Source organism: Dietzia sp., from assembly GCF_036741115.1.
GTDB lineage: Bacteria > Actinomycetota > Actinomycetes > Mycobacteriales > Mycobacteriaceae > Dietzia.
In genome coordinates this window covers 1-16,724 of sequence record NZ_DAINST010000069.1, presented here as the reverse complement: position 1 = coordinate 16,724, position 16,724 = coordinate 1, and the positions used below count along the sequence as shown (strand labels likewise).

14 protein-coding genes are annotated in these 16,724 nt (G+C 69.4%); 9 read left to right on the top strand and 5 right to left on the bottom strand.

Features of this window, described 5'->3' with window-relative positions; all coding sequences use genetic code 11:
- From V7E05_RS10980 to V7E05_RS10955, 6 genes are all read left to right on the top strand, one after another.
- Positions 1–2,139, top strand: a 2,139-nt coding sequence (locus V7E05_RS10980) for a glutamate synthase-related protein (protein ID WP_333619693.1), incomplete at its 5' end; no start/stop codon positions are given.
- Positions 2,132–3,604, top strand: coding sequence for a glutamate synthase subunit beta (locus tag V7E05_RS10975; RefSeq protein WP_333619692.1), 1,473 nt, complete (start codon positions 2,132–2,134; stop codon positions 3,602–3,604). The genes V7E05_RS10980 and V7E05_RS10975, both read left to right, overlap by 8 nt.
- Before the next feature lie 159 nt (positions 3,605–3,763).
- A complete protein-coding gene (locus V7E05_RS10970; RefSeq protein ID WP_333619691.1) occupies positions 3,764–4,369 on the top strand; it encodes a dihydrodipicolinate synthase family protein in 606 nt (201 codons plus the stop codon).
- Between the two features lie 6 nt (positions 4,370–4,375).
- Positions 4,376–4,669: a hypothetical protein gene (locus V7E05_RS10965; RefSeq protein ID WP_333619690.1), complete on the top strand. Its 294-nt coding sequence runs from the start codon at positions 4,376–4,378 to the stop codon at positions 4,667–4,669.
- Between the two features lie 126 nt (positions 4,670–4,795).
- Positions 4,796–5,032: an RNA-binding S4 domain-containing protein gene (locus tag V7E05_RS10960; RefSeq protein WP_333619694.1), complete on the top strand. Its 237-nt coding sequence runs from the start codon at positions 4,796–4,798 to the stop codon at positions 5,030–5,032.
- Positions 5,029–5,604 (top strand): flavodoxin domain-containing protein, encoded by a 576-nt coding sequence (locus V7E05_RS10955; RefSeq protein ID WP_333619689.1) that lies wholly within the window; start codon positions 5,029–5,031, stop codon positions 5,602–5,604. Before V7E05_RS10960 ends, V7E05_RS10955 begins: the two co-directional genes overlap by 4 nt.
- Positions 5,605–5,674: 70 nt before the next feature.
- Here the strand turns inward: V7E05_RS10955 and rraA are convergent, their stop codons facing one another.
- Entirely contained in the window at positions 5,675–6,154 is a 480-nt protein-coding gene (gene rraA / locus V7E05_RS10950; RefSeq protein ID WP_333619688.1) for a ribonuclease E activity regulator RraA, read from the bottom strand.
- Positions 6,155–6,286: 132 nt separating this feature from the next.
- Between rraA and cls the strand changes: the two genes are divergently transcribed.
- Together cls and V7E05_RS10940 are read left to right on the top strand one after the other, a co-directional pair.
- Entirely contained in the window at positions 6,287–7,768 is a 1,482-nt protein-coding gene (gene cls, locus V7E05_RS10945) for a cardiolipin synthase (protein ID WP_333619687.1), read from the top strand.
- Positions 7,769–7,961: 193 nt separating this feature from the next.
- The gene (locus V7E05_RS10940) at positions 7,962–9,461 is read left to right on the top strand and encodes a hypothetical protein (RefSeq protein WP_333619686.1); all 1,500 of its coding nucleotides are present in this window, start codon (positions 7,962–7,964) and stop codon (positions 9,459–9,461) included.
- 90 nt (positions 9,462–9,551) lie between these two features.
- Here the strand turns inward: V7E05_RS10940 and V7E05_RS10935 are convergent, their stop codons facing one another.
- Positions 9,552–10,400: a MerR family transcriptional regulator gene (locus V7E05_RS10935; protein WP_333619685.1), complete on the bottom strand. Its 849-nt coding sequence runs from the start codon at positions 10,398–10,400 to the stop codon at positions 9,552–9,554.
- 189 nt (positions 10,401–10,589) lie between these two features.
- Between V7E05_RS10935 and V7E05_RS10930 the strand changes: the two genes are divergently transcribed.
- Complete coding sequence (locus V7E05_RS10930) at positions 10,590–12,155, top strand: succinic semialdehyde dehydrogenase (RefSeq protein ID WP_333619684.1); 1,566 nt, start codon at positions 10,590–10,592, stop codon at positions 12,153–12,155.
- A 124-nt stretch (positions 12,156–12,279) separates the two neighbouring features.
- On the opposite strand, the gene V7E05_RS10925 is transcribed toward V7E05_RS10930, so the two are convergent.
- The 3 genes from V7E05_RS10925 to V7E05_RS10915 all read right to left on the bottom strand — a co-directional run bounded on the left by V7E05_RS10925 (position 12,280) and on the right by V7E05_RS10915 (position 16,354).
- On the bottom strand, positions 12,280–13,026 hold the full coding sequence (locus V7E05_RS10925; RefSeq protein WP_333619683.1) for a copper resistance CopC family protein: 747 nt from the start codon (positions 13,024–13,026) through the stop codon (positions 12,280–12,282).
- Between the two features lie 101 nt (positions 13,027–13,127).
- Entirely contained in the window at positions 13,128–14,036 is a 909-nt protein-coding gene (locus V7E05_RS10920; RefSeq protein WP_333619682.1) for a DUF6474 family protein, read from the bottom strand.
- A 161-nt stretch (positions 14,037–14,197) separates the two neighbouring features.
- Entirely contained in the window at positions 14,198–16,354 is a 2,157-nt protein-coding gene (locus V7E05_RS10915; RefSeq protein ID WP_333619681.1) for a neutral/alkaline non-lysosomal ceramidase N-terminal domain-containing protein, read from the bottom strand.
- Positions 16,355–16,724 lie beyond the last annotated feature (370 nt).

Genomic DNA, 16,724 nt, shown 5'->3' with positions numbered 1-16,724 from the left:
GAGTACCACCTGTTCAACCCGGACACGGTGTTCAAGCTCCAGCACTCCACGCGCAGCGGTAAGTACGAGATCTTCAAGGAATACACGAAGCTCATCGACGACCAGTCGGAGAACCTCGCCACGCTGCGCGGCCTCTTCCGCTTCACGAGCGACCGCCCGTCGATCTCCATCGACGAGGTCGAGCCGGTCTCCGAGATCGTCAAGCGGTTCTCCACCGGCGCCATGTCATACGGCTCGATCTCGGCCGAGGCCCACGAGACGCTCGCCATCGCGATGAACCGTCTCAAGGGCCGCTCGAACTCCGGCGAGGGCGGGGAGAACCCCGCGCGCTTCACGCCGGAGGAGAACGGCGACTGGCGTCGTTCGGCGATCAAGCAGGTCGCGTCCGGCCGCTTCGGCGTCACGGCGAACTACCTCGCGAACTGCACCGACATCCAGATCAAGATGGCGCAGGGCGCGAAGCCCGGCGAGGGCGGCCAGCTCCCGCCGAACAAGGTGTACCCGTGGGTCGCCGAGGTCCGTGGCTCCACCCCGGGCGTCGGGCTCATCTCGCCGCCGCCGCACCACGACATCTACTCGATCGAGGACCTCGCGCAGCTCATCTACGACCTGAAGAACGCGAACCCGCAGGCTCGCGTCCACGTCAAGCTCGTCGCCGAGCAGGGCGTCGGCACGGTCGCGGCCGGCGTCTCGAAGGCGCACGCGGACGTCGTGCTCATCTCGGGCCACGACGGCGGCACGGGCGCCTCGCCGCTCAACTCGCTCAAGCACGCGGGCGGCCCCTGGGAGATCGGCCTCGCCGAGACCCAGCAGACGCTGCTGCTCAACGGCCTCCGCGACCGTGTCGTCGTGCAGGTCGACGGCCAGCTCAAGACCGGTCGTGATGTCATGGTCGCGGCTCTCCTGGGCGGCGAGGAATTCGGCTTCGCCACTGCTCCGCTCGTCGTCTCGGGCTGCATCATGATGCGCGTGTGCCACCTCGACACCTGCCCGGTGGGCGTCGCGACGCAGAACCCGGTGCTCCGAGAGCGCTTCACCGGCAAGGCCGAGTACGTGGTCAACTTCATGGAGTACATCGCCGAGGAGGTGCGCGAGTACCTCGCGGAGCTCGGTTTCCGCACCCTCGACGAGGCCATCGGCCACTCGGAGTGCCTCGACATCGAGCGCGCGCTCAAGCACCACAAGCGCGCCGCGAAGCTCGATCTCAGCCCGATCTTCGAGCAGGTCGACTCGCCGTTCATGCACCAGGATCTGCACCAGACCAAGGAGCAGAACCACAAGCTCGATCAGGCGCTCGACCAGAAGATCATCGCCGACACCCGCGCTGTTGTGGATGCGGGCAGCGGCTCGCTCGAGCTCGAGTACCCGATCGTCAACGTCAACCGCTCGGTCGGCACGATGCTCAGCCACGAGATCTCCAAGCTCCACGGCGCGGCAGGCCTCGAGCCGGGCAGCATCGACCTGAGCTTCACGGGCTCTGCCGGCAACTCGTTCGGGGCGTTCATGACTCGCGGCATCACCGCTCGGGTCTACGGCGACGCCAACGACTACGTCGGCAAGGGCCTTTCCGGCGGCCGGATCATCGTCCGGCCCAGCGCCGAGGTCCCCGACAACTTCGCGGCGGAGGAGAACATCATCGCCGGCAACGTCATCGGCTACGGCGCCACGAAGGGCGAGATGTTCCTCCGCGGCATCGTGGGCGAGCGCTTCTGCGTCCGGAACTCTGGCGTCACGGCCGTGGTCGAGGGCGTGGGCGACCACGCCTGCGAGTACATGACGGGCGGCCGCGTGGTCGTGCTGGGCGAGACTGGGCGCAACGTCGCGGCCGGCATGTCCGGCGGCATCGCGTACTTCTACGACCCGGAGAACAAGCTCGGGGAGAACCTCAACACCGAGTTGGTCGACCTCGAGGAGTTGGGCACTGAAGACGCACAGTTCCTACACGACGTCGTCACACAACATCGAGATCTGACCGAATCTGCGCTCGCCGACAGGATCCTGTCGGGCTGGTCGCAGAATATCACCGCCTTCCGGAAGGTCATGCCGCGCGATTACAAGCGTGTGCTCCTCGCCATCGAGCAGGCCGAGAAGGACGGACGCAACGTCGACGAGGCGATCATGGAGGCTGCAAATGGCTGATCCGAAGGGCTTTCTCAAGCACACCGAGCGCAAGCTCCCCACCGGCCGTCCGGTCGACGAGCGCGTCAAGGACTGGAACGAGGTCTACACCTCGACTCGCATCGATTTGCCGTTGCTCACCGACCAGGCGAGCCGCTGCATGGACTGCGGAATCCCGTTCTGCCACAAGGGCTGCCCGCTGGGCAACATCATCCCCGAGTGGAACGACCTGGTGTATCGGGGCCAGTGGGGCGAGGCGGTCGACCGCCTCCACGCCACGAACAACTTCCCCGAGTTCACCGGCCGACTCTGCCCGGCGCCCTGCGAGGGATCCTGCGTGCTCGGCATCAACCAGCCGGCCGTGACGATCAAGCAGATCGAGGTGGAGATCGCCGAGGAAGCGTTCGCCGGCGACCACCTCAAGCCGATCAAGCCGAGCTTTCAGACGGGTCAAAAGGTCGCCGTCGTCGGCTCGGGTCCGGCCGGCATGGCCGCTGCGCAGCAGCTCACCCGCGCCGGCCACGCCGTCACGCTCTTCGAGCGCGACGACCGCATCGGCGGGCTCATGCGCTACGGCATCCCGCAGTTCAAGATGGAAAAGCGCATCATCGATCGCCGGATCGAGCAGATGGAGGCCGAGGGCACCGTCTTCCGCACCGGCGTAAATGTGGGCAAGGACATCACGGCCTCGCAGCTTCGCGAGGAGTTCGACGCGGTCGTGCTGTCTGGCGGTGCGACCCTGCGCCGTGACCTGCCGATCCCGGGCCGCGAGCTCGACGGCATCCACCAGGCTATGGAGTACCTCCCCTGGGCGAACCGGGCTGCGGTCGGCGACGACGTCCTCGACGCGGACGGCGAGCCGCCGATCACCGCGAAGGGCAAGGACGTCATCATCATCGGCGGTGGCGACACCGGCGCGGACTGCCTCGGCACCGCGACCCGCCAGGGCGCGAAGTCGGTCAAGTCCTTCGAGATCATGCCGCAGCCGCCGGCCACCCGAGCCGCCTCGACTCCGTGGCCGACCTACCCGCTCATGCTCCGTACGCCTTCGGCGCACGAGGAGAACGGCGAGCGCATCTACAGCGTCTCCACCGCCGAGTTCATCGGCACGAACGGCAAGATCACGTCGCTCAAGGGCCACGAGGTCAAGATGGTCGACGGCCGCTTCCAGACCGTCGAGGGCTCGGACTTCGAGTACTCCGCCGATCTCGTGCTCCTCGCCATGGGCTTCACCGGTCCGCAGCAGGCCGGCCTGCTCAACGATCTGGGCGTCAAGTACACCGACCGTGGCAACGTGGTCCGCGACGACCACTTCGCCACGGATGTCGAGGGTGTGTTCGTTGCCGGCGACATGGGCCGGGGCCAGTCGCTCATCGTGTGGGCGATCGCCGAGGGTCGCTCCGCGGCCGCCGCGGTGGACCGTTACCTCATGGGAGAGACGGCGCTGCCGTCGCCGATCCGCCCGACCGACGCCCCGCAGCGCTAGTCTCGCTGCGCGTTGGCGCCCAAGCGCCCCCTGCCGATCAGCCCGATCGACAGGGGGCGTTTTTCATAATGTTGATCGCTAAGGTGGCGGGCGGACGATTCTCGGGCGTGCCCACTCCTTGCCGATTTCGCAGAAAGCGAGACCACGATGTTCACCGGGTTGAGCGCATTTCCGCTGACACCGCTCGTCGACGACCGGATCGATTCGGACACCTTCGGCACGCTCATCGCGAGGCTCTCCGCGTCGGGGGTCGACTCGATCACCGCGCTGGGCTCGACCGGTTCGTACGCGTACCTCTCGCCCACGGAACGGGCGCTCGTCGCGCGTGTCGCCGTCGAGAATGCGGGCGAGACCCCGGTGTTCGTGGGCGTCGGGGCGCTGCGTACCTCCCAGGTCCTCGCGAACATCGACGCGGCGCAGGAAGCCGGCGCCAGGGGGCTCCTGCTCGCCCCGATGACCTACCAGCCCCTCGGTGACGACGAGGTGTTCGGGCTCTTCGAGGCGGCCTGCGGGCACGCCGAGCTGCCCATCATCGTCTACGACAATCCCGACACGACCCACGTCGATTTCGGCCTCGGGCTCTACGAACGTATTGCCGCCCTCCCCGGAATCGCGTCGATCAAGATCCCAGGAATCCCCACTGAGCCGCAGAGCGCGGTGCGCCGGGTCGAGGAGATCCGCGCTGTCGTTCCCGGCCATGTGAGCATCGGAATCTCGGGCGACGCTTTCGCGGCGCCGGGGCTCGTCGCGGGATGCGACGCCTAATATTCGGTGATCGCCGGGACGATCCCAGAGCCCGCGCTCCGCATCGTCGAGGCCGTGCGGCGGGGAAACACCGACCAGGCGACGGCGCTCTCCGCGGAACTCGACCCTCTGTGGTCGCTGTTCACCGAACTCGGCGGGAGCCTCCGGGTAGTAGCCGCCATTGCCGAGGTGCTCGGCCTCGTACGGGCCCCCTCGCTTCCGCTCCCCGTTCAGGGGCTCGGAGCCGAAGGGCGGGCGCGGGTTGCGGAGGTCGTGGAGTCGCTGGGGCTCGGCGACCGAGTGGCGGGCGCGTATAGGTAGCGCGCTGCCACCTACCCGTCCGGGAATCCGGCCCGGATCCGTACCCTTGTGGGCATGAGTCGCCATCTCGCCGGGCGCCGCCCGAAGCGCGCCGAATCCCGTCCCGCCCCCGAGGCAGCACCAGACGTGCCCGGGGTGCCCTGCGATCTGTCCTCGAAGCTCACGCTCGGGCAGTTCCTCAAGCTCGCGAACCTCATCGAGTCCGGCGCCGAGGCGAAGCAGGTCCTCGCCGAGGGGCTCGTCACGGTCAACGGCGAGCTGGAGGAGCGTAGAGGCCGTGGCCTCGCGGCAGGAGACATCGTGGACCTGGGTGGAAACCGGGCGCGCGTCGTCAGCACCGATGAGCAGGAGGATGAGGGATGAGTGAGCAGGGGGTCTCGCGCCGCCACGTGGTGGTCGTATTCGACGGCGCGGACGCGGGCGCACGGGCGTACGCGGAGTGGCTCGCAGAGGAGACAGAGGCGACCAGCGGGACGGTCGAGGAGGCCGCCGATCCGGTCGGCCCGCTCAGCGGCGCGCTTCTCGTCGCGGACACGGTCGTGGTCATCGCGACGCTCCGCGCCGACGGCGGGCTCGGAGGCGCCGAGTTCGTGCTCGACAACTGGGACTACCTGCAGGACTTCGGCCGCCGCGTGGCCATCGCCGTGGTCGGCCTCTCGCAGGTCTTCGACTACGACCGCCTCCGCGCGATCGAGAAGTCCATCGACGCCGAGAAAATGACCCAGCTCAAGTTCTTCCAGCTCCGCGGCAAGCTCGATACCTCGAAGCTCGGGATGCGCGACAAGATCGCGCTGCGCGCGCAGGTCGCGGCGCTCAAATCGCGCCCGCGCCGCACGCCCGACGAGCAGGCGATGCTCGACAACGGCGGCAATTTCGACTTCACCAACCGCGCCTCGCTCGCGCCGCTCCTGCGCTGGGTGCGCGGGGAGGCGTAGGGGAAGACCCGTTTGTGACGGCGCCTCCGGGGCCTCCGGGGCCGCCGGCCCGCCTACGCCGCCGGCCCAGCTACCGGACGACGATCCCGTCGGCGTCCGCGTAGAGCTCCTCGCCGGGAACGAAGGTCACGCCGCCGAAGCCGACGACCACGTCGCGCTCGCCCTCACCGGTCTTTGTGGACTTCCGCGGGTTCGTGCCGAGCGCCTTGCAGCCGAACTCCATCCCGCCGATGATCGCCGAATCGCGCACCGCGCCGTTCACCACGACCCCGGCCCACCCGTTGGAGCGGCCGAGCTCGGCGATCACGTCGCCGACCAGCGCGGTGTGGACGCTCGCCGCACCGTCGATCACGAGGACGCGGCCCTCGCCGGGCTCGCCGAGCACCGACTTGAGCAGCGCGTTGTCCTGGTAGCAGCGCACGGTGGCGATGCGCCCGCAGAACTCGGTGTTGCCGCCGAGGTTCCGGAACTGCGTGTCGCAGCTCCGCACGGCGGGGCCGATCTCGTCGACGAGGTCGGCGGTGGCGACGAACTCCAGGGGCGCGGACATGCGGTTCTCCTTCGCTGGGGCAATTCTGCTGGCGGAATATTCCGCCTCCACTCTACGAACCGCGCGGAACGCGGGCCGGATCCGAGGTGCGCCGCGTACCGCGAGGCCGACTCGGGTAAGACTTGACGGACTATGGACTTCGCGAACGTCTGGCACTCGATCAACTGGGCGACGGTGCTGTTCGTCGTCGAGTTCGCCGTCAAGGTCGCGGCCGTCGGCATCGTCCCGGAGAAACGGCACCCGTCGACGGCGCAGGCGTGGCTGTTGCTCATCCTCGTTATCCCGATCGTCGGCGTACCGCTGTATCTCATGCTCGGCTCGCCATACGTGCGGGGTCGGCGTCATGCCGTGCAGGAGCAGGCGACCATCGCCTTCGCGGAGGCCACGGACCGGTGGCCACTGATCCCCGAAGGCGTCGAGGTCGAGGAGCATTTCGCGCAGGTCGTGCAGATGAACCGCTCGCTTACCAACCTGCCGGCGAGCACGGGGCGCTGCCGCGGCGTCTACAGCGAGTACGGCGAGTCCTTCCGCGCGATGACCGCCGCCGTCGAGCGCGCCGAGCACACCGTCCACGTCGAGTTCTACGCCCAGGCCTGGGACGACGAGACCGACGCGTTCTTCTCGGCGCTCGTCGCGGCGGCGGAGCGCGGGGTCCTGGTCCGGGTCCTCGCCGATCACCTCGGCTCGGCGAAGTACGGCAGCCTCCGAACCATTCGAAGGCGTATGACGGCGGCCGGCGCGCAATTCCATACGATGCTGCCGATCAGCCCCCTGCAGGGACGTTTCCGCCGGCCGGACCTGCGCAACCACCGGAAGATACTGACCATCGACGGTCGGGAGGGCTTCGTCGGCTCCCAGAACCTCATCGGCCGCCACTACGGCTCGCGGCGCAATGCCCGCGTCGGCCGCGAGTGGGTGGACGTGATGATGCACGTCTCCGGGGAGGTCGTCGACGCGCTCGACGCGATCTTCGCGACCGACTGGCTGTCGGAATCGGGGAAGGTGATCGACAACGTCCTCGAACGGCTCGAGGAGTACAAGGTGCGGCCGGTGGGCGGGGAGATCAACGCCTTCCAGGTGGTGCCGAGCGGCCCGGGGTATCCGGGCGAGCCGTCGATGCGGATGTTCACCCAGCTCATCAACAACGCGATGACCTCGGTGCGCCTGGTGAGCCCGTACTTTATCCCCAATGAGGCGTTCCTCGAGGCGATGAAGTCGGCGGTGCTGCGCGGGGTCGACGTCGAGCTGCTCGTGCCGCGCAAGGCCGACCAGTTCGCCGTGCACCACGCGCAGCAGTCGTACTTTCGCGAGCTCCTCGAGGCCGGGATCCGCATCTACCGCTTCCCGCAGCCGAAGGTGTTGCACGCGAAGCTCATGCTGGTCGACGACCGCTATACCTATTTCGGTTCCTCGAACATGGACATCCGCTCGTTCATGCTCAATTTCGAGGTGAGCGTGCTGACGTTCGCCGGGGACGCCGCCGAGCTGCTCGGCGGGGTGATCGACTCGTACGAGGAGGTCTCCACCGTGCTTACGCTCGAGCAGTGGATGGAGAGGCCGCTGATCGGCCGGTATTTCGACAACGTCTTCCGGCTTACCTCCGCGCTGCAGTAGGGGAGGGGACTGCGCGGCGCTTCGCGGTCCCGCGGAGTGTGATCCACGTCAGGTACACGCGACGGGGCGGCGATCGTGTCGTACTCTTACCCAGGGACTACGCACTACACAGAATGTGTCGCCTCGCGCGCGTTCGGTGCAGGTCGTGGCCTTGTGTACGACGCGCTGCTCTCAGGAACGGATACCTCACCCCATGGCCTCGACAAGCTCCTCGCCCCAGGGCGCTGCCCGCTCCCGCCGCGGGATCGCCGGATCGCCAGTCCGCACTGCCACCGCGACTTCGGCCGTGATCGCCCTGGCGTTCGCCGGCACCGGGCTCGGCGCCGGCTTCGCCTCGGCGCAGGAGGCGGACGCGCAGGGCAGCGGCAGCGCAGCGGTGAGCGCGCAGGCAGGCGCGCAGGCGGGCGCGCAGGCGGGCGCGCAGGCGCAGGCCGGCGCCGCTAACCCGCTCGGCAGCCTCGGCGACGCGCTCCCCTCGGCGCCATCCGGCGCCCTCGACGCGGGCTCGCTCGGCGAGGCGGCGCAGTCCGGTTCCGCAGGGCAGTCCGGCTCGGCCGGGCAGCTCGAGGTGGGCTCCGTCGCCGGGGCGCAGTCGGGCTCCGCCGCGGCGCTGCAGGGCGGGCTCGGCTCGCAGTCCGGCTCGGCACGCGCCACCACTCAGCCCTCGGCGACGCAGACCGCCACCCCGCAGACCACGACCTATGCGCAGAGCCAGAACATCCAGAACGGCTACGCCCAGAACACGTACGCCGACACGCAGCTCGCCCCGGGCACCTTCAACCCCGACGCGCTCGGCCAGCTCAGCCCCGAGACCATCGGCATGGTCGGCACCGCGGGCGCCGCCTCGATCGTCGCGGGCGCGTTCTCGCTCGGCCCGCTGGGCCCGTCCACCGCCTCGGCGACCATCGCCGGGCTCATCCCGGGCGTCGCCTACGCCCCCGGCGCGGGCGCCTTCGCCAGCACCGGCAGCGGCGAGTTCACCACCTCCGTCGGCCTCACGGTCTCCGAGAACACCGTGATCCGCGCGCTCGGCGGCTTCGCCCTGACCGGCTCGTCGGGGTACTTCGAGACCATGGCCAACAAGCAGGAGGCCGGGGAGCTCACGGAGTCCGACATCGAGACGTGGGACCGAATCATGCGCAGCATCGACGAGCTCCGCGCCGTCTTCTCGCTGCCGCCGATCCCGCGCTCGGACCCGCACAAGCAGACGGCGATCCCCGAGCCCTGCCGCCGCAACTACCCGAAGACGCACGACGTCACGCAGGACGAGGCGGACAAGCTGTGCGAGGAGGCGGAGGCCGAAGAGGCCGGGAAGACCACAGAGGCCGCGAAGTCCACCGATTCTTCGGCGACCACCGAGACCACCGGCACCGAGACCACCTCGCCGTCGGCGACCACCTCTCCGACTGCGGTGGCCGGCGAGTCCGCCCCGTCGTACGCGAACGGCGAGAAGCCCGCCGCCAAGGCCGAGCAGGTCGCGAACCCCGCGCCCTCCGAGGTCCCCACCGCCGCGGGCGAGGCGCGCGCCGCCGCGACCCCGGTCCCCGGCGCCGAGCTCGCCGCAGAGCCCGAGCCCGAGCAGCTCGCCTTTACGGGTGTAGAGGCCGGCGCCATCGCCCTCGGCGCGGTCGCCTTTATCGGCGCCGGCGGGGCGCTCCTGTTCCTCGGCCGCCGCAAGGCGAGCGCGGAGTAACGCCCCGCAATCAATGCATACGAGAACGCCCCGCGGCCACCGGCCGCGGGGCGTTCGCCGTCCGGTCCTCCGGCCACAGAGCGCCCGATATCAGGACTCCCAGGTCGCGGTCTCCGGGTCGATCCCGTGCCGCCGCGCGTTCGCCTCGATAGCCGATCGCAGCCACTGGGCCAGACCAGGCTCGACGGCGTCATACGTGTCGGTAAAGCGCTGGTCGGTGGTGTACATTCTGGCCATGCACACCTGCATCGCGTGCGTGCAGTCGTAGAAGCGGTCGATCGACGCGCGGTGCCGCTCGGTGAGCGCCGCCGCCTCCTCGGAATCCGGGGCGACCCCGGCCCGCTTCGCCGCGCCGAGCGCCTCGTGGAGCGAGTCGGTCTCCTCCTTGACCCGCTGCCAGTCCTCCTTCGAGAACTTCGCGGTCCGCGACGTCGACTGCGCCCACTGCTCGGTGTCGCCCCAGCGCTCCTTCGCCTCCTCCTGATACTCCGGCACCCACGTGTCGCCGAAGATCTCCTTCGCCTCCTCGGGTGTGAGCGTCATTCCCGTTTCTTCCATCTTCCTCATCCTCTCCACTGATTTCCGCATCCGCCGCAGCCGCTCGATCTCGCTCCCGAGCAGCTCGGACTGTCGCCGTAGCTGTTCGGTTGCGCTCGTTTCGCCTCTGACGACGGACGCCACATCCGCAAGGGGCATCCCGAGTTCTCGGAACACCACCACGCGATGGACCAGCGCGAGGTCCCCGGGGCCGTAGAGGCGGTAGCCGGCGGCCGAGCGCTGCTCGGGGGAGACGAGCCCGATGTCGTCCCAGTGGTGCAGCGTGCGCACGGTGATCCCCGCGAGGCGCGCGACCTCGCCGACCGACCACATGGGGTCGGCGTGTCGGCCGGTGTAGCCGGAAGTGCCGGAATCGCCGTCATTGCCGAGTCCGGTGCCCATCGCTCCTCCCTTCCGCGGCTCCCGCCTGTTCGTTCTCCCGCGTCTCGCGGGCGGTTCTCCGGTGTCCCACGGGCCATTCTCCCGCGCTGCACACCAGGGTTCCGCCTCACGCTGCGGGAGGGTCAAGAGGAGGGGTGATCGAAGTAGAGAGGGCTCCCGAACTTACTCCCGAGTAACTACACTGTGTTCATGCCGAAACCGAGTACCGAAACGTTCGAACGCCTCCGCAGTCTGGTCGCGATCCCGGACTTCGTGCGCAATCCGTCGTCGCGGAAGACCCGCATGATCGACGAGGTGTTCACCGGTGAGCCGCTCGCCGAGATGGTCGTGGGCACGTCGGCCGACGTCGAGGCCGCCGCCGAGCGGGTCCGCGTCGCGCAGAAGGAGTGGGCGGCCCGCCCGGTCGCGGAGCGCGCGGAGATCATCGGCCGCTTCGGCCGGCTCGTCCACTCGAAGCGCGACTTCTTCCTCGACGTGATCCAGGCGGAGAGCGGCAAGGCGCGGACCGCGGCGCTCGAGGAGACCCTCGACGTCGCGATGACCTCGTCCTACTACGCCAAACTCGGCCCCAAGGTGTTGCGTCGTAAGGACGCGCGGGGGCTCATCCCGGTGCTCACGAAGACCGAGGTCAACCACGTGCCCAAGGGCATCATCGGGGTCATCTCACCGTGGAACTACCCGCTCACGCTCGCAGTGTCCGATGCGATCGCGGGCCTCGTCGCGGGTAACGGCGTGCTACTCAAGCCGGATTCTCAGACGCCGTTCAGCGCGCTGGCCGCCGCCGAGGCCCTGTACGAGGCGGGCGTGCCGCGCGACCTCTTCGCCGTCGTCCCCGGACCGGGCCGCGAGCTCGGCACCGCGATCCTCGACAACTCCGACTACCTCATGTTCACCGGCTCCACCGCCACGGGCCGCAAGCTCGCGGCGCAGGCGGGCGAGCGGCTGATCAGCTTCTCCGCCGAGCTCGGCGGGAAGAACCCCATGATCGTGACAGCGGACGCCGACCTCGACAAGGTGGCCGAGATCGCGACGCGCGCGATGTTCTCGAACTCCGGTCAGCTCTGCATCTCCATCGAGCGCGTGTACGTCGAGCGCTCGGCGGCCGCCGCCCTCGAGGAGGCGCTGCGTCGCCGGGTCGGGGCGATGAAGATCGGGCCGGGCTACAAGTTCGGCACAGAGATGGGCTCGCTAATCTCGCAGGCACAGTTCGACACCGTCGTCGAGCATTTCGACGATGCCGTGGCCAAAGGCGCTCGGGTCGTGACGGGCGGCAAGGCCCGCCCGGATCTCGGGCCCCTGTTCCTCGAGCCGACGATCCTCGCAGACGTCCCGGAGGCGGCGACCTGCTTCGGCGATGAGACCTTCGGCCCGCTCGTGTCGATCTACCCGGTGGACTCCATCGACGATGCGGTCGAGAAGGCCAACGACACCGAGTACGGGCTCAATGCCTCGGTGTTCGCCGGCAGCGAAGCCGAGGGCATCGAGATCGCGCGCCGGATCGAGGCGGGCACCGTGAACGTCGGGGAGGGCTACATCTCCGCGTGGGGTTCCTACTCCGCGCCGATGGGCGGCATGAAGACCTCGGGCGTCGGCCGCCGCCACGGCGAGGAGGGCCTGTACAAGTACACCGAGGCGCAGACCGTCGCCTCGCAGCGCGTGATGCACCTCGGCGGCCCAAGCTTCCTGAGCAACGCGCAGTGGAGCAAGGCGCTCGGCAGCGTCTCGGGCCTCATGCGCTTCCTTCCAGGCCGGTAGCGGCGCCAGGTCGCCCTAGGCAAGCCGCCAGGCTGTCGACACGAATGCCCCCGCGTGATTCCGCGGGGGCATTTGTGGTGGGGGCCGGAAGAGTGAGGGGCCGCCGGGAAATCAGGCGCCTGGATCAGCGCTCGTCGGCGTTGCCGGCGGAGTCGTCGCCGGACTCCGGACCCGAGAATTCCTGCAGCTGCTTGCGCTGCCGGCCGAGGAAGTAGAAGCCGCCGGCGATGAGCGCCACGGCGATCACGCCGAAGATCACGAACGCTAGCCACGGCGAGGAGCTGTCAGACTGCTCGGCGGTCTCCCCGGCCTGTGCGTCGGTGGCGGGATCGCTCGACTGTCCGTTCTGCGAATCGGCCGAGGGGCTTGCGGAACCGGAGGCGCCGGCCGCAGCGCTCGACGTGGAGCTCGACTCGGTGGTGCCGCCGGCGGCCGACCCGGCGCCCGCGCCGTCCCCGCCGACCGTGAACTCGAAGGAGCCCTGGACGGGGTGTCCGTCGGCGCTCACCGCGCGGTAGCCCACGGTGTAGGTCGCGGGCTCGAGCCCGTCGGTGCCCACCGAGATCGTCGCGCCATCGACCTTCGGCTCGCCCTTTGCTTCATCGGTCCCGTCCTTCATCACAGTGAGTGTGGCGAACTCTGGCGAGATGTCCTCGTTGAACGTGATGGTCACCTCCGAGGGCGAGGCGTCCACCGTGGCGCCCTGCTCCGGCGAGGTCGACACGATCGTCGAGTGTGCCTGCGCGGCGGGCGCGGTGAGCAGTGCCGTCGCGGCGGGAGCGGGGACGGCCGCGAGGAAGAGGGCGGCCACGGGAGCCGCGATGCGGCGCCGGGAGAGGCCGGGGGAGCGGGGGGCCGAGAAAATACGCATACCCCGATTATGGCCGGGCGGCCCCTCCCCGGATAGGGGAGGGGCCGCCGGGAGCGCGGGCGCGGGCGCTAGGAACGCGGGCGCCGAAGGCGCGGGGAGCGCTAGGCCTTGACGCCGAGGCGCGCGAGAACGTCGCGGTTGATCCGGTCGAGCTCGCCCGAGATCGACTTGTGCACGTTGCGGCGCTCGGCCGTCGGCACGGACTCCGCGGACTCGACCGCGGTGGCGAGGTCGTTGAGCCGCGACTCGGTCTGCTTGGAGAAGCGAGCGATATCGGCCTCGTCCCCGCGGTTGGCGGCGAGCTTGTCCACGGACTGGCGGATCGAGGAGATCCGGTTGTCGAGCGCCGTGGCCGGGTTGGCCGAGAGCTGACCGCCGCGGGCTGCCTGCGCGGAGGAGATGCCCTTGAGTGCGAGCGGCGCGACCACGGGGAGCACGACGGAGGCGAAGCCCACGTAGCGCTTGGCCGTGTCCTTGTTGATCTTGCCCTTCTCGATCTTTTGCAGCTCGAGCTCGGCGAGCTTGCGCTCGTGGGCGCGGCCGAGCTTCGCGTCCTTCGCCGAGCGCTTGTTCGCGTTGGCCTCGAGCTTGGCCTCCTGCTTGAGCTGCTTGCGGCGGACCTTGTCCTCGATCTTGGCCTTGCGGATATCGAGCTCGACGGCGCCCTTGTGGCGCTTGGCGAAGCCCTTATCGGCGCTGACGGCGGCGTTCTTGGCGCCCGAAGCGGTGGTCTTCGCGGTATCGACGAGCGACTTCGCCTCGTCCGAGGCCTTCGCGCCGAGCTTCTCGGCCCCGGCACGGGCGTTCTTCGTCGCCTTCTTCGCAACCTTATCGGCCTTCTTGCGGGCCTTCTTGACGTCCTTGGAGTTCGCGCGCTCGCGGATCTTCTTCGCGGCCTTATCCGCCTTGAGCTGCGCCTTCGACTCGATGGAAGCCTTCTTGCGCAGCGCCTTGGCCTCCGCCCGGCGAAGGGCGCGATTCTTTCGGATCGAGTCCAGGTTGCTGCTCAAGTTCCCCATGTTTGCTGATCCTTAAAGGTCCGACGGCAATTCGCACTGCTTATCTCCGGCCATCATACGAGCACCACGGAATCCGTGGGGAGATCCGCCCTCCCGCGGCGCCTCCGAGGCAGGCGGCGAACACATCTCCGGGTTCCGCATCCGCTATCCGGTCACCGCACGGCGAATTCGCGGGTGGTCCCGGAAATGGGGAACTGCGCCGTCATCCCCTGCCCGGTCGCGGAGAAGGTGATGCGGTACGTCCCGGGGGCGGCGGTTGGCGGGATGTCCCAGGAGACGAGGGCATTGGTGAACGCGACGAGGTTCTCGAAGGTGACCATCGTGGACCAGTCGCCGTCGTCGCGGACCCGGGTCCACGCGCCGTCCGCCTCGCGCCGCTCGACCGCGAAGTACGTGCCGCCCCGGCGCAGGTCCGTGTTGGGGTTGGCTGCGGCGAAGCGGGCGAGCACGCGGGTACCGGTCCGGTACTCCGCCTCCGGCTCGTCGATGACGTCTCCGAACGCCTTTCCCGGGGCCGGCACGTCGATACCCGGATTCCCGACGGGCGAGGCGGGGATGAGCCCCGTGAGGTCCCGCTCCGCCGTTCCGGGGTCGAGGGGCGTGCCGTCTCGGAGGGACTCGGCGAGCTCGGCCGCGATCTGCTGGGTGGCCGGGAGCTGCCAGGGCCCAAACGCCGTCGCGCCGCCCTCGTAGTTCTGAGTCGCGTACTCCTCCGGCGTGGTGAGGTAGTGCCCGTAGCCGTTGGAATAGCCCTGGATGGTGATGAGGTCGTCGGCCTGCTCGGCGGGGAGCCCGAGCGCCGCGGCGAGCGTCTCGCGGAGGCGGAGCCCGGCGACGGTGGTCACCTCGAACGGGAGCGCGAAGATGTAGTGCCCGCCGAGTCGGAGCAGGTGGAACGGGTAGACCCGCTGGATCGCGTTGGGCACGAGCCCCACGGGCAGGAGGACGTCCTTCGCGCCCTGGGCGTCGCGCAGCCACTGGGGGATCACGACGTCGCCGATCTGGCGGACCACCGGGTTGCCGCCGCGCTCGCCCTCGTTGAAGGGGAGGCCGTCGCCCCCTCCGCCGTCCTCCTGCGAGCCCGCGGCGAACGCGGCTCCAAGTGCGGCGACGGCGGTGCGGTGGGTCTGCCCGTCGCCGGTGAACTCCGGTCGCACGTCGATCGCCGACATGTCGTACCACTTGTGGCGAATGTCGATTCCGCCGCCGAGCGGCCGCAGCGCCCCGCCGACCTGCCCATTCGCCGCATCGAACTGGCGTGTGCCGATCTCGCGGGTGTTTTCGAACTGGTCGTCCGTGGGGCCCTTGCCGGGCTGGAGATCGAGGTTCGGCGAGACGTCGCCCGCCGTGGACTGCGCGAAGGCGGTGACGAGAGCCGGGACGCCGTGCGCGAGGTAGTCCTGGCCCGCGACCTCCCGCTCCCAGTGCAGGGCGGCGTATCCCTTGTTGTCGGAGGAGACGAGGGTGTTCTCGTCGGTCATCGACGTGGCGTGCTCACCGAACCAGTTGAGGACACCGACGAGTTGCCCGCCGCGGTACATCTGCAGGGTCTGCGACCGGGTGTCGACCGCGTGCGGGAAGTGCGCCTTGTCCTGCTCCGGGTTGGCGTCGAAGGCGGGCTGGGAGCGGTTGACGCCGACGCCGACGAGATCCGCGTGGCCGAGGCCGATGTCGGTGGGGGCGAGGTCGCCGTGTGCCATGGCGATGGCGTCGACGATCCCGGCGACGTTCGCCTCGAAGGTACGGGGCCGGAAACCGAGCATCGACAGGTCGACCATGGGGTGGCCCGAGGTACCGCCCGGGGCGACGTGCGTATGCGTCGCCGAGAGGATCACGTTGGCTTCGGTGTAGGTGTCGCCGAAGCGCGCGGCAAGGCGGCGCAGCACCTCCTGCTGGATCGACTGGAACATGAGCCCCAGCTCGCAGGTGACCAAGGCGACCCGGGACCCGGCCGCCGCGGGATCGGCGAAGACGAAGGCGCGGGCACGCTGGCGCAGGTGGAGGCCCGTCGACATCTGTTCGAGCGTCGCGTAGCCATTCATTCCTGCACTGAGCGGCTCGCCGGTGATGTCCCCGATGCCGCGGCCGACGAGCAGCGTCGAGGTCTGCGCCGCGGAGTATGCGGGGAGGATGCCCGCGAGGGCGGCGGCGCCTCCGGCGGCCATGGTCGCGCGGAGGACGGTGCGCCTGCTGGGGCGGAGCGGCGAGGCCGGGCGCGAGCGGCCCGCTGCGCCCGGAGAGTTCCCGCCCGCGGCGCCGCTCGCCGTTGCTGTCACTGTGCTGCCGGTGTCACCGTGGGCGACGTCCATGCCGGTCGGTCCTCTCGCTGGGCGCCGCTGTGCGCGGCGCGGCCGCCCGCAGCCGGTTGCGCGCGCTGGGAGTGGGGATGCCAGGGCGCGAAAGCCAACTGGGCGATTGTTCAGATCTTCGTTGTTGTTCACAACGTAGAGGATTCGTGGCGGCGAAAATGCCGAAATCGGCCAATCGGGGCGCTGGTCCCGTCGAGTCGTCGTTCCGGCGGCGACTCCACCGGCCACAGCAGGCGGGCGCCCGGTCCAGTGGCCGCCCCACTGTGCGGGACTGGCAGGATTTCCGCCCACGAAAGTGTCGATCCACGAGCGGATGCAGCACGTGGATTGACACCTTCTCTCGTGGATTCGGCTTACTCGGCTTATTCGG

Coding starts and splice junctions, on each gene's coding strand:
- V7E05_RS10930 (WP_333619684.1), top strand. CDS start 10,590: ATGCCGAAACCGAGTACCGAAACGTTCGAACGCCTCCGCAGTCTGGTC.
- V7E05_RS10955 (WP_333619689.1), top strand. CDS start 5,029: ATGAGTGAGCAGGGGGTCTCGCGCCGCCACGTGGTGGTCGTATTCGAC.
- cls (WP_333619687.1), top strand. CDS start 6,287: ATGGACTTCGCGAACGTCTGGCACTCGATCAACTGGGCGACGGTGCTG.
- V7E05_RS10975 (WP_333619692.1), top strand. CDS start 2,132: ATGGCTGATCCGAAGGGCTTTCTCAAGCACACCGAGCGCAAGCTCCCC.
- V7E05_RS10935 (WP_333619685.1), bottom strand. CDS start 10,400: ATGGGCACCGGACTCGGCAATGACGGCGATTCCGGCACTTCCGGCTAC.
- V7E05_RS10940 (WP_333619686.1), top strand. CDS start 7,962: ATGGCCTCGACAAGCTCCTCGCCCCAGGGCGCTGCCCGCTCCCGCCGC.
- V7E05_RS10925 (WP_333619683.1), bottom strand. CDS start 13,026: ATGCGTATTTTCTCGGCCCCCCGCTCCCCCGGCCTCTCCCGGCGCCGC.
- rraA (WP_333619688.1), bottom strand. CDS start 6,154: ATGTCCGCGCCCCTGGAGTTCGTCGCCACCGCCGACCTCGTCGACGAG.
- V7E05_RS10915 (WP_333619681.1), bottom strand. CDS start 16,354: ATGGACGTCGCCCACGGTGACACCGGCAGCACAGTGACAGCAACGGCG.